The organism is Myxococcus sp. AM010 (assembly GCF_013372585.1).
GTDB classification, from domain to species: Bacteria; Myxococcota; Myxococcia; order Myxococcales; family Myxococcaceae; genus Myxococcus; species Myxococcus vastator.
In genome coordinates, this window is record NZ_JABXEO010000016.1 from 15,712 (window position 1) to 27,735 (window position 12,024).

Annotated in this window: 9 protein-coding genes and 1 riboswitch; of the genes, 4 read left to right on the top strand and 5 right to left on the bottom strand. The window is 71.3% G+C overall.

Annotated features, from left to right (window positions below):
- Positions 1-84: 84 nt before the first annotated feature.
- The 5 genes from HV826_RS10895 to thrA form a co-directional block, all read right to left on the bottom strand.
- Positions 85-1,860 (bottom strand): M14 family metallopeptidase, encoded by a 1,776-nt coding sequence (locus HV826_RS10895; RefSeq protein ID WP_176416939.1) that lies wholly within the window; start codon positions 1,858-1,860, stop codon positions 85-87.
- A gap of 31 nt (positions 1,861-1,891) precedes the next feature.
- Positions 1,892-2,827 carry an MBL fold metallo-hydrolase gene (locus HV826_RS10900; protein ID WP_176416940.1) on the bottom strand — a complete coding sequence of 312 codons (936 nt, stop codon included), beginning with the start codon at positions 2,825-2,827 and terminating at the stop codon, positions 1,892-1,894.
- A gap of 108 nt (positions 2,828-2,935) precedes the next feature.
- Positions 2,936-4,066: a PLP-dependent aspartate aminotransferase family protein gene (locus HV826_RS10905; protein ID WP_176416941.1), complete on the bottom strand. Its 1,131-nt coding sequence runs from the start codon at positions 4,064-4,066 to the stop codon at positions 2,936-2,938.
- Positions 4,005-5,105 (bottom strand): PLP-dependent transferase, encoded by a 1,101-nt coding sequence (locus HV826_RS10910; RefSeq protein WP_176416942.1) that lies wholly within the window; start codon positions 5,103-5,105, stop codon positions 4,005-4,007. The genes HV826_RS10905 and HV826_RS10910 overlap by 62 nt, the downstream gene beginning before the upstream one ends.
- A 13-nt stretch (positions 5,106-5,118) precedes the next feature.
- Complete coding sequence (thrA, locus tag HV826_RS10915) at positions 5,119-7,605, bottom strand: bifunctional aspartate kinase/homoserine dehydrogenase I (RefSeq protein WP_176416943.1); 2,487 nt, start codon at positions 7,603-7,605, stop codon at positions 5,119-5,121.
- 310 nt (positions 7,606-7,915) lie between these two features.
- A riboswitch (SAM-I-IV-variant riboswitch) is annotated at positions 7,916-8,023 on the bottom strand.
- 181 nt (positions 8,024-8,204) lie between these two features.
- On the opposite strand from thrA, the gene HV826_RS10920 reads away from it, so the two are divergent.
- The 4 genes from HV826_RS10920 (at position 8,205) to HV826_RS10935 (ending at position 12,019) form a co-directional block, all read left to right on the top strand.
- Positions 8,205-8,801, top strand: coding sequence for an RNA polymerase sigma factor (locus HV826_RS10920; RefSeq protein WP_368670890.1), 597 nt, complete (start codon positions 8,205-8,207; stop codon positions 8,799-8,801).
- A gap of 167 nt (positions 8,802-8,968) precedes the next feature.
- Positions 8,969-9,892 (top strand): GIY-YIG nuclease family protein, encoded by a 924-nt coding sequence (locus HV826_RS10925; RefSeq protein ID WP_176416945.1) that lies wholly within the window; start codon positions 8,969-8,971, stop codon positions 9,890-9,892.
- A gap of 145 nt (positions 9,893-10,037) precedes the next feature.
- A complete protein-coding gene (locus HV826_RS10930) occupies positions 10,038-10,868 on the top strand; it encodes an MbnP family copper-binding protein (RefSeq protein ID WP_255207654.1) in 831 nt (276 codons plus the stop codon).
- Between the two features lie 11 nt (positions 10,869-10,879).
- On the top strand, positions 10,880-12,019 hold the full coding sequence (locus HV826_RS10935; RefSeq protein WP_176416947.1) for a methanobactin export MATE transporter MbnM: 1,140 nt from the start codon (positions 10,880-10,882) through the stop codon (positions 12,017-12,019).
- Positions 12,020-12,024: the final 5 nt, after the last annotated feature.

Genomic DNA, 12,024 nt, shown 5'->3' on the forward strand with positions numbered 1-12,024 from the left:
AGGAGGCCGGAGTCTGCAGGGCTGAAAGAAAGACGCCCCGGGGCCTGCTGGCTCCGGGGCGTCTTCATTTCACGGCCAGGCCGCCTACGGCGTGGCGGGCCTCGCCACCGCCAGCCCCTGGGGCGCGGCCTGGATGCGCAGCACCGGGTAGACGCGGAGCTGGACGTCGCGGGCCGGGTGGCGCTCATAGAAGAAGCGCAGGCGGGCGCGTGCGTCCTTGGCGAAGGCCGGGTCCTTCAGCTTCGCCTCCCACTCCGCCTTCACCGCGGCGTCCTTCGCGAGCAGCTCCCGCGCGAAGGGCTCCAGCACGTAGTCCTCCACGTACTCCTTCTGCTCGAAGTGGGCGTTGAAGAAGCCCCAGGACACCAGCGAGTCCGGCGCCATGGGCTCCAGCAGGTGCGCCACCAGCTCCACGCCCTCCTGCGCCACTGGCACGTACAGCGTGCCCGCGGGCAGGGCCTGCGTCTGGGGCTCCCACGCCCCCTTCACGTTGAGCGTCTGCCGGTTCTCCACGGATTGGGTGCTCCACTTCGTCTCGGTGGCGCGGAAGCGCTCCACCGCCGCGCTGGCCACGGGCTTGGAGAGGCGCTTCGAGCGCAGGCCGTGCGCGGCCAGCTTCGCCTCCACCCAGGCGGCGTGCGCGGGCGGGACCAGGTAGCCGCCGGCGGGCAGCGAGGCGGTGAGCGCGGGCTGAATCGCCTCGAAGTAGGGCACCTTCCAGACCTGGGGCTTCGTGTCGTCATAGCGAATCCACGTCTGGCCGGACACGTCGGAGGCGCCTCGTTCGTAGGCATAGCCCCGGAAGTCGATGGTCCGCTGCTGCTCGGTGTTCTTCCACGCGAGCACCACCTCGCGCGTCTTGCCGGCCGCGTCCGCCGCGTCCGCCGCCTTCACCGCCGCGCGCAGGGTGGCGCCGTCGCGGGCCACCAGCCGCAGCAGGCTCGCCACGACATTCCGCGTGGCCTTCACGCGCTGCGCATAGGGCTTCCACGAGTGCGTCTCCACCAACACGCCGAAGCGGCGATTCGAGGCCCAGTAGGCGTGGCTGAAGCGCGGCGGCGGCACGCCGTAGGCGAAGCCGGAGCGGGGGTCATCGTCCTCGATGAAGGACGGGTAGAAGGGCACGGGCAGGTGCTGCTGGGACTCCAGTTCGGTGAAGAGCGCCTCGCGCAGCTTCACGCCCAGCGCGCGCAGCGGGGCCGGCCCGGACTTCTGCGGTTCGATGCCCACGGACACGTCATGCTCGAACTTGGCGCCGTTGGTCGCGTGCAGGTCGGCGTAGACGAGCGGGTCCCACGCGTGGAGGTACTTCAGCAGGGCCACCATCTCCGGGGCCTCCGCCTTGGCGTAGTCGCGGTTGAGGTTGAGGTTCTGCGCGGTGGCGCGCCAGCCCATCTCCTCGGGGCCATTTTGATTGGGCCGGTGGTTGGGGCCGAAGCGCTCGTGGCCGTCCACGTTGAGGACGGGGACGAAGACGGCGGTGACGCGCTTGAGGACGCCGGGCTGCTCCTTCCCGGCGAGCAAGTCACGCAGCAGCCAGAAGCCGGCGTCCTTGCCGTCAATCTCACCGGAGTGGATGCCGCCCTGGAAGAAGACGACGGGGCGCTGCTTGCGCGCCGCGGCGGCGGGCGTGAGGGTGCCATCCGCGCTGGCGACGAGCGCGAGCAGCGGCCGGCCCTCCGGCGTGGTGCCGAGCGTGTTGCAGCGGACCTTGCCGGGGAACGCCTTGGGGAAGGCGCGGCAGAGGGACTCCACTTCCGGGTAGCGGCCCGTGCGCTTCCAGCCGCTCTGTTCGGAGACGGTGGTGAGGGACGACGGCGCCTGATGCAGCGTCAGGGCGAGGAGGGTGGGCAGGAGCATGCCCTTCCCACAACATAGCCCCTGGTGGGTTTCAACCGTGGCGCACGGTGAGTGTTCCACCTACCGGCAGCACTTCGACGCGCTCACGCGCCAGGCCCCGCCGGGTCCACTCCGCGTCCAGGCGTCGGGGCGGCTCGTCGAGCGGCTCGTCGGTGAGCTTGAACGTCCCCCAGTGCATGGCCAGGAAGCGCGCGGCGCCCAAATCCTCGAAGGCCTGCACGGCTTCCTCGGGGTTCATGTGCTGGCGGCGCATGAACCAGGCCGGGTCATACGCGCCAATGGGCAGCATGGCCGCGTCGATGCCCGGGTAGCGCTGGCCAATCTCCTTGAAGCCCTCGAAGTAGGCGGTGTCGCCGGAGTGGAAGACGCGGGCGCTGGAGCCTTCGATGACGAAGCCGCCCCAGAGCATCTCGTTGACGTCGTTGAGGCCGCGGCGGCTCCAGTGCTGCGAGGGCACGAAGTGCACCGTGACGGCGCCCACCTGCGTGGAGCGCCACCAGTCCAGCTCCGTGACGTTCAGGCCCGAGCCCCGGAACACCGGCGCATGGCCCAGGCCGGTGACGATGGGCGCCCCCACCTGCTCCAGCGTGGGCAGGTCCAGGTGGTCATAGTGGTTGTGGGAGACGAGGCTGGCGGTGATGGGCGGCAGCTTCTCCACCGGGACGCCTGGCGGGACGTTGCGCCGGATGACGCCGTTGATGGCGTCGCGCAGCACCGGGTCGATGAGCAGGGACAGCCCGTCCAACTGCACGAGCCAGCTCGCATGTCCCAGCCACGTCAGCCGGGCGCCCTCTCCCGGCGCGGGCGGCGTGGCGAGCAGCGCGAGGTCGGGCGCCACGCGGGGGACCTCGGCGCGGGCGGGGGACTTGCGGCGGCGGCCGGCGAGCTTGTCGGCCACGGCCCACTTGAAGACGCTGCTGAACGGCTGCGGCCCGCTGCCATCGAGGTTCTTGAACCGCAAGGCCATGTGCGCACTCCCTCGGCTGGCGGGGCAGGGAGGGCCCCGCGCGCGTGCCCCTGTCATGCTCGGACCGGGCACGGCGCGCAAGGAGCACGTCAGGAATCGCCGGGTGGCCTACGCCGCAGCGCGGCCTGCCTGCGTGAAGGCCCGCCCGAAGTCCTCTTGCAGGTCCTCCAGGTCCTCCAGTCCCACGGAGAAGCGGATGAGCCCGTCGGTGATGCCCCGGCGCTCCCGCTCGGCGGCGGGGACGGCGGCGTGGGAGTGCCGCGCCGGGACGGTGACGATGCTCTCCACCGCGCCCAGCGAAACGCCCAGCAGGGGGAGCTGGAGCGACTCCACGAAGGGCGCCGCCAGCGTGTCCTGGGCCAGCCGGAACGACACCACCGCGCCCGTGCCCGGATAGAAGACCTGCCGCACCTCCGGCCGCGCGGTGAGCCACCTCGCCAGGGCCCCCGCCGTGCGCACCTGCCGCTCCAGGCGGACCTGCAGCGTCTTGATGCCTCGCTGGAGGAGGAAGCAGTCCTGGGGGCCCAGCACCGCGCCCACCGCGTTCTGGAGGAAGCCGAGCTCCCGCGCGAGCGCGGGCGTCTTCACCACCGCGGCCCCGGCGACGACGTCACTGTGGCCGCCCAGGTACTTGGTGGCGGAGTGGATGACGATGTCCGCGCCCTCGGTCAGCGGGCGCGAGAGGGCCGGGGACAGGAACGTGTTGTCCACGATGAGCAGCGCCCCGTGCGCCTGGGCCACCTGTGCCATCGCGGGGATGTCGGTGCGCTTGAGGAAGGGATTGCTCACGCTCTCCACCAGCAGCGCCCGCGTGTTGGGGCGGAGGGCGCCGCGCACGGCGTCCGGGTCGCTGGTGTCCACGAAGGTGGCTTGCAGACCGAAGCGGCTGAAGACGCGGGTGAGCACCCGGTAGGTGCCGCCGTAACAGTCGTCCGTCACCACGACGTGGTCGCCCGCGTTGAAGAGCATCAGCACGCTGGACACGGCGGCCATGCCGGAGCCGAAGGCGAACGCCGCGTGACCTTCATCCAGCGCCGCGAGCACGCCTTCCAGGGCCTTGCGCGTGGGGTTGCCGGAGCGCGCGTAGTCGAACTCGCCGGGCGTCTCCAGGCCCGGCTGGTCGAACATGGACACCTGGTAGATGGGGACGGCGGCGGCGCCCGTGGCGGGGTCCTGCTCATGCCCCGTGTGCAGCAGCCGGGTCGCGAAGCGCGTGGGCCAGGTCGGCGACGATGTCATGGGAGTCCTCGATTCCTACGGAGAGCCGGAGCAGCCGGTCGGAGATGCCCAGCGCCTCCCGGCGCTCGGCGGGGATGTCAGCGTGGGTCTGCGTGGTGGGGTAGGTGATGAGCGTCTCCACGCCGCCGAGCGACTCGGCGAAGAGACACAGCCGCACGGACGCGAGCACCTGGGGCACCAGGGCCGCGTGGGCGACGGTGAAGGACAGCATCCCGCCCACGCCGGGATAGAAGACGCGCTCCACGCCCGGGTGGGCACGCAGCCAAGCGGCCACCTCCCGCGCGTTGGCCTGGTGCCGCTCCATGCGCAGGGCCAGCGTCTTCAGGCCGCGAATCACCAGGTACGCGTCCTGCGGACCCAGAATCGCGCCGATGCCGTTCTGGAGGTACGCGAGCCGCTCGCCCAGCGCCGCGTCCTTGACCACCAGCGCGCCCGCGACGACGTCGTTGTGCCCGGCCAGATACTTCGTCGCGCTGTGCACGACGAGGTCCGCGCCCAGCTCCAGCGGGCGCTGGAGCCACGGCGTGAGGAAGGTGTTGTCGACGATGAGCAGCGCCCCGGCCTTGTGGGCGATGGCCGCCAGCTCTGCGAGGTCGGCGGTGCGCATCATCGGGTTGGTGGGCGTCTCCACGACGATGGCGCGGGTGTTGGGGCGCAGCGCGTCCCGCACGGCGCCAGGCCGCGAGGTGTCCACGAAGGTGCGGGGGACGTGGAGGATGCGGTCCACCAGCCGGTAGGTGCCGCCGTAGAGGTCCTCGGTGAGGAGGACGTGGTCCTCCGGCCCGAAGAGCTGGAGGGCGCAGTGCAGCGCCGCCATGCCGGAGCTGAAGGCCAGGCCCCGGCTGCCGCCCTCCAGTTGCGCCAGCGCGTCCTCCAGCGCGGAGCGGGTGGGGTTGCGCGTGCGCGAGTAGTCGTAGCCGGTGGACTGCCCGAGCGCGGGGTGCTGGAAGGTGGCGGATTGGTAGATGGGGACGGCGACCGCGCCGGTGGTGGGGTCGCGGCGCACGCCGGCGTGGACGAGGGCAGTGGCGAGTTTCATGGCAGGAGCCCTTTCATCGTCCGCGCAGCGTCTGGGAGATTTTGAGGATGTCCGCCAGCACGCCGGACGCGGTGACGGCGCCGCCCGCGCCCGCGCCTCGGACGGTGAGCGGGAAGTCGCTGTGGCGGGTGGTGGTGAAGGAGACGAAGGACTCGGAGCCGCGGAGGTCCGCCGCGGGGTGGCCTGCTTCGACGCCCACGGGGCCCACGCGGATGACAGGGCTGCCCGTGCCCGCCTTTGACGGGTCGATGCGCGCCAGGTAGCGCAGGACGGTGCCGGCGTGACGGCAGCGGGCCACGCGCTCCGCGTAGGCCGCGTCCTTCGTGGCGAGCACCTGGAAGAGCGATTCCACGCTGGCGCACGCATCCGTGGCGACGAAGGGCTCCAGCGCCACGTCCGACAGGGAGAGCGGCAGGCCCAGCTCCCGGGCGAGGATGAGCGCCTTGCGCGCGACGTCCGTGCCGCCCAGGTCCTCGCGAGGGTCCGGCTCCGTGAAGCCGCGCTCCCGGGCGGTGCGGACGGCCCGGGACAGGGGCACGCCGGCCGTCAGCTCGTTGCAGATGAAGCCCAGGCTGCCGGACAGGGACGCGGTGATGAGGCGCACGGTGTCACCGGTGCGCACCAGGTTCGCCAGCGTGTCGATGACGGGCAGGCTGGACGCCACCGTCGTCTCGTAGTGGTACGCGACGTGGTTGCGGCGCGCCGTGTCCACCAGCGCTTCGCGGGCCTCCCACGGCAGCGCCAGGGGCTTCTTGTTGGCCGCCACCACGTGGATGCCGCGCTGGAAGGCCTCCGTGTAGAGCGCCTCCAGTCCGCCCGCGGCGGTGCAGTCGACCAGGATGGGGACGGGCAGGCGCCGGAGCGCGTCCAGCAAGGGGACCCGGGTGGGCGCCTGGGGCGCCTCGCCTTCCAGCCGCGTCTCCACGCCGTCGAGCGCGAGCCCCGCCGCGTCGAAGAGCGCGCGCCGGCTGTCCGCGAGCCCCACGACGCGCAGCGCGATGCCGTGCTTGTCCCGGAGCAGCGCCTGCTGTGCGCGCAGCTGGGCCAGCAGTTGTCCGCCCACCGTGCCCCGGCCGAGGACGAAGAGGCTGACCTGCTGATGGGCCAGGTTGAAGGCCGCGTGGGTGGTGCGCGCGGCGATGGCGGTGTCCGCCGCGTCGACGACGCACGAGAGGGAGCGGGAGCTGGCACCCTGGGCGCTGGCGCGCACGTTGACGCCCACCGCGCCCAGGGCGCTGAAGAAGCGCCCGGCCACGTTGACGCCGTGGCCCATGGTCTCCGCCACCAGCGTCAGCAGCGTCACCGGCTGGCGGACCTCCAGCGGCTCCACCTCGCGGCGTGACAGCTCCTGCGCCAGCTCGGCGGCGAGCACGGACCGCGCGTGCTCCGCGTCTGGACGGGGAACGACGACGGCCAGCGACTGGCCATTGGCGGACTGCGCGGTCATCCACACCGTGACGCGCGCCTCGCGCAGCGCGGCCAGCACGCGCTCGCCCAGTTGGAACTGGTCGGACAGCTTGCGCACCTCGATGCCCAGCAGCGCCAGGTCCTCGCGCGTCGCGATGCAGGCGGGGCGCTGGCCGTCGCGCGAGCCGATGGCGTCGATGAGCGTGCCCGGGTGCTCTGGCTCCATGGTGTTGCGGATGCGCAGCGAGATTCCGGACTCGATGAGCGGAATCATCGTGCGCGGATGCAGCATGCGAGCGCCCACCGCGGCCAGCTCCAGGCCCTCGCCGTGGGTGAGGTGCGCCACGGGGTACGCATCCGTGACCAGGTCCGGGTCGGCGGTGTGCAGGCCGAGCACGTCCGTCCACACCGTGACTTCCGACGCGCCCAGGCCCTGGGCCACCAGCGCGGCGGTGTAGTCGGAGCCGTTGCGGCCCAGCGTGGTGGTGCGTCCATCCGGCGTGGCGGCGATGAAGCCAGGGAGGACGGACACCTCGGGGCCCCACGTCTCCCGCGCGGCCTGGAGCCGCTCCCGCGTCCGGACGAGGTCCACGCGCGCCGCGCCGAAGCGGTCATCCGTCACCAGGAGCTGGCGCGCGTCGCGGAAGGTGGCGGGCGTGCGGTGGGCCGTGAGCAGCTCCGCCAGCAGCGTGGCGGACACCACCTCACCGAACGACAGCACCCGGTCTCTCGTGGGGGCGGAGCACTCTCGCGTGAGGCAGACGCCCTGGAGCAGCTGCCGCAGCGGCGCGAGGAGCCCGTCGACACGCTCCGCCAGCGCGGTGGCCTGTCCGGGCGCCAGCGCCGCGGCGTTGGCCTTCGCCAGGTCGGCGATGCGCGTGGCCACCGCGAGCGCGCCTTCCAGGTCACCCTCGCTGGCGAGGCGGGCCGCGTCCAGCAGCCAGTCGGTGGTGTCCCCCATCGCGGAGACGACCACCGCCAGCGGGCCTTGCCGCGCGTGCTTGCCAATCAGCTCCACCACCTGGTGGAGCCGCGCGGGCGAGCCCACGGACGTGCCACCGAACTTCATCACCTGCAGGGACGTGCTGCTCATTGAAGAACCTCGAAGGGGCCGGCGGGCCTTGATGCGAAAGGGAAGGGCAGACGCGGCGCCCTGTGCCGGACACACGCCGGCCAGACGCGGCGCGCGAGCGCCCACGGAGGGAAGGAAGACGGGGAGGGGAGTCGGAGCCCTGGCGGACTAGCGCGCGCCGCCGGGCCAGCGCATTCGATGCGTGGCGACGACGCGGCAGAACACGGGGCGCGCGGTGGTCAACGGTGCGGGGGCGGAGCAGGTGGATGGAACCACGGAGGTCCTCTCTCACCGAAGCGGGAGGGAGCCCTCCGGCCTCGGACGCTTGGATTGCTCGGGGAGCCCTTGCTCCTCGAACCGCATCGTTTGGACACCTTGGAGGTCCGTCTCCAGGTTGTCGGGCCACCGCGCGAGGCGGAGGCCGCTCTTGATGCTGCGGACGAAATAAGCGTGGACCCCGGTGTCTGTCAATGCCTCGCGTGGTTTCACCTCCGTCACGGCAGCTTCCGCTCACGTCAGGATTTAGTGGGAATGCCCGGTGCCCGGGGCGGAGGCCGGCGTCAACGCGTTGAAAACACGGAGCCGGAATGTGCAGATGATGGGTGGGAAAGGAGCGCGGCGTGACGGAGACCGGAGCACTGAGTGACGAGGTGGCGCGTGCGCTGGTGGACAACCACCGCCAGTTCCTCGCCTTCCTGGAGCGGCGCGTGGGCAGCCGCGCCACCGCGGAGGAGCTCCTCCAGGCGGCCTTCGTGAGGACACTAGAGAAGGGCGGCGCGCTGAAGGAGGGCGAGGGCGCGGTGGCGTGGTTCTACCGGCTGCTGCGCAACGCGCTGGTGGACCACTACCGGCGCCAGGCGGCGGAGGGGCGCGCGCTGGAGCGGGAGGCCCAGGAGGCGGCGGAGGCCACGGTGGACACGGCGCTGAAGCAGGCCATCTGCGCGTGCGTGGGTGAGCTGGTGCCCACGCTCAAGCCGGAGTACGCCGACATCCTGCGGCAGGTGGACCTGGAGGAGCGCGGTGTCCCGGACGTGGCGCGCGCGGCGGGCATCACCGCGAACAACGCGGGCGTGCGGCTCCACCGGGCCCGCCAGGCGCTGAAGAAGCAACTGGAGCGAAGCTGCGGCAGCTGCGCCGCGCACGGGTGTCTGGACTGCTCGTGCAAGCCGTCCCACCGGGCAGGCGGGGCCTCGGTGCCCGGCTCGGCGGACGTCTGAAAGCGCTTGCGCGGGGACGGTTCGCTTCGTTAACTCCCGCCCAGGTGCCGAGGGGCGCCTGCCCGAAAAGACGACGTCACCCTCGCTTCGCTCCGCCGCTCGACAGTTCCAGATGAGTTCCTTCCACGGCCCACGAACGGGTGAGGGCCGACGCCAAGGGACTTTTCATGCGAACCGTCGTCTCCCTCCACGAATGCAAGGTCCGCGCGTCACTCCTGCTCAAGGAGCTGGCCTCGACGGAGGCGTCGCGCGCGGCCCAGGCAGCGGAGCGACTGCGCGTCCTGCCCGGCTTCGCGGGGCTGACCCTGGGCGAGGTGCTCGCGCGGAAGGCATCGGTTCAGCGCAAGCATGCGCTGGCTGTCATCGCGCGTGAGCAGGGGTACGCCACCTGGGTCGAGCTGAAGCAGGTGCGCGAGGTCGACTTCGAGCCCCTGCTCGCCCTCGTGGGCGGCGCCCACCTCAACCGCTGGTTCTCTTCCTATGCGGAGGCCGCCGACTCCCTGCGGATGCAGGGCGGCTTCCTGTTTCCGTTCCGCGAGCAGTTCTTCGTCTGCGAGGCCAGCCTCGTCCAGGCGCTGGGTGCCGACCCCTCGGATGCGGACTGGGCGCGCACGGGCCGCGATTGGATGGCGCCAAGGGACGGGGCCGCGCAGGCCCGGCTCGCCCAGCGGTTCACCCGGCATTCGCCCTCCCACGCTTCAACTTTTCCAGACACGAGGTCTCCCATGTCCGCTGACTCCCGCCGCTCCGAGCTGAAGCGTTCCTATAAGGAAGCACCGCCGCCCATGGGCGTGTACGCCGTGCGCTGCCTCGCCAACGGCAAGGTGCTGGTGGGCGCGAGCGCCAACGTCCAGGGCATGCTCAACCGCATCCGCTTCGAGCTGTCCACGGGCATGGACCGCCTGCCCACACTGCTGGAGGACTGGAGGCGCTACGGGGCGGAGCAGTTCGCCTTCGAGGTGCTCGACGTGCTGAAGCCCTCTGACGAGCCCAGGGTGGCGCCGCAGGAGGAGCTGAAGGTGCTGGAGGCGCTCTGGCTGGACCGGCTCAAGCCCTACGGCGACGCGGGCTACAACGTGCAAGGCGACTGAGGCTGGCCGCCTGCTGCCCTCCATGGGGCAAGTACTTTGGCCTGTGGCAACTTGCCACGTTCTCCACCCGGCGGGATTGCGTTACGCCGAAGACTCCATTCCAAGGGAGTCCGCCATGGTGTCCGCTCATCGTCGTGCCGTCCGTATGCTTCCCTTCGCGCTGCTGGGCGCCGTGGGCTGTGGTGGTGGCGAAGCGGAGTTCGCCATCCCCTTCGAGGCCCGGGTGGGCAGCGAGCCCTTCGCATGTGGCCGCACCTACACCGGGGTGGGGACAACGGGGACGACGTACGAGCCCATGGACCTGCGCGTGTACCTGCACGACGTCCGGCTCGTCACGGACGAGGGGACCGAGGTGCCGCTGGCGCTCGATGAGGACCGGCGGTGGCAGACCCAGGGCACGGCGCTGCTCGACTTCGCGGACAAGTCGGGGCAGTGCACCCAGGGGACGGAGGCGATGAACCTTCGAATCACCGGCACCGCGCCCGAGGGCAACTACACGGGCCTGCGCTTCAAGCTGGGCGTGCCGGAGACGCAGAACCACCTCGACGTGTCCACGGCGCCTTCGCCGCTGAACGACACGAGCCTCTACTGGAGCTGGCGCTCGGGCTACCTCTTCACGCGCATCGAAGGCCGGACGACGGGGCTGCCCGAGGGGCACGTCATGCACCTGGGGAGCACGGACTGTGCACCGCCGCCGGAGGGGCAGACGCACGGCACCGCGGGTTGTACGTTCGGCAACCGTCCGGAGGTGGCGCTGGACTCGTTCAACCTGGCGTCTGGCAAGGTGGTGCTGGACGTGGGGGCGCTCTTCGCTGGCTCGAACCTGGATGAGAACGCGGCGGTGCCCAACACCTCCGTGGGGTGCATGTCGCAGCAGACGGACCCGGACTGCGCGCCCGTGTTCAGCCGGATGGGGCTGACGCACCGGAGCCAGGAGGGGGCACCGGGGCCTCAGGCGTTCATCAAGGCGGAGTAGGAGAGGACGTCATGGCGTGGCGCGTGGGAAGACGAGCAGGGGGGCTGGCGGTGGTGGCCTGGCTGGCGGCGGGCTGTGGCGACAAGGCTGGCGAGGTGGAGACCTACGAGTGGAAGCTGCCCGCGGGATTTCCCACGCCGCGAGTGCCCGCGGACAACCCGATGACGGAGGAGAAGGTGCAGTTGGGGCGGAGGCTCTTCTTCGACGTGCGCCTGTCACGGAACGAGACGCAGTCCTGCGCGTCCTGCCATGACCCGGCGCGCGCCTTCACCGAGCCCCTGGTGACATCGCAGGGCAGCACGGGTGAGACGCACCGCCGCAACTCCCAGGGGCTGGCCAACGTGGCCTATGCCACGAGCCTCACCTGGGCGAACCCCTCGCTCACGACGCTGGAGGCGCAGGCGTTGGTGCCCTTGTTCGGCAAGGAGCCGGTGGAGCTGGGCTTCGGGGACAGGGAAGAGGAGCTGCTCGGCCGGCTGCGCGCGGTCCCGGAGTTGGAGGCGGAGTTCCAGCGCGCGTTTCCGGAGGCCGTGCAGCCCGTGTCCGTGGCCACGCTGACGCGGGCGCTGGCGTCGTTCCAGCGCAGCCTCATCTCCGGCAACTCCGCGTATGACCGCTATGTGTATGGCGATGAAGTGGAGGCCATGACGCGGCAGCAGAAGCGGGGCATGGAGTTGTTCTTCTCGGAGCGGCTGGAGTGTGACCACTGCCACTCCGGCTTCAACTTCCAGGACGCCACGGTGCACGAGGCGACGTTCGAGCCCATCCTGCCCTTTCACAACACGGGCCTCTACAACGAGGACGGTCAGGGAACGTATCCGGCCGAGGACCCGGGCCTCATCGAGCTGACGGGCCGTCCGGAGGACATGGGGCGCTTCCGCGCGCCGTCGCTGCGCAACGTGGCCGTCACCGCGCCGTACATGCATGACGGTAGCCTGGCCACGCTGTCGGACGTGCTGGACCACTACGCCGCGGGCGGGCACGCGCGGCTGGTGAGCGGCGGCGAGGCCAGTCCGCTGCAGAGTGGCTTCGTGCGTGGCTTCACCTTGACGGCGCAGGAGAAGGAAGACGTGCTGGCGTTCCTCGAGTCGCTCACCGACACGGAGTTCCTGACGGACCCGCGGTTCTCGGACCCGGCGACCGTGCCGTGAGTGCC

Excerpts from the sequence above, each read along its gene's own strand:
- HV826_RS10930 (WP_255207654.1), top strand. The coding sequence starts at position 10,038 with ATGCTTCCCTTCGCGCTGCTGGGCGCCGTGGGCTGTGGTGGTGGCGAA.
- thrA (WP_176416943.1), bottom strand. The coding sequence starts at position 7,605 with ATGAGCAGCACGTCCCTGCAGGTGATGAAGTTCGGTGGCACGTCCGTG.
- HV826_RS10910 (WP_176416942.1), bottom strand. The coding sequence starts at position 5,105 with ATGAAACTCGCCACTGCCCTCGTCCACGCCGGCGTGCGCCGCGACCCC.
- HV826_RS10895 (WP_176416939.1), bottom strand. The coding sequence starts at position 1,860 with ATGCTCCTGCCCACCCTCCTCGCCCTGACGCTGCATCAGGCGCCGTCG.
- HV826_RS10925 (WP_176416945.1), top strand. The coding sequence starts at position 8,969 with ATGCGAACCGTCGTCTCCCTCCACGAATGCAAGGTCCGCGCGTCACTC.
- HV826_RS10905 (WP_176416941.1), bottom strand. The coding sequence starts at position 4,066 with ATGACATCGTCGCCGACCTGGCCCACGCGCTTCGCGACCCGGCTGCTG.
- HV826_RS10900 (WP_176416940.1), bottom strand. The coding sequence starts at position 2,827 with ATGGCCTTGCGGTTCAAGAACCTCGATGGCAGCGGGCCGCAGCCGTTC.
- HV826_RS10935 (WP_176416947.1), top strand. The coding sequence starts at position 10,880 with ATGGCGTGGCGCGTGGGAAGACGAGCAGGGGGGCTGGCGGTGGTGGCC.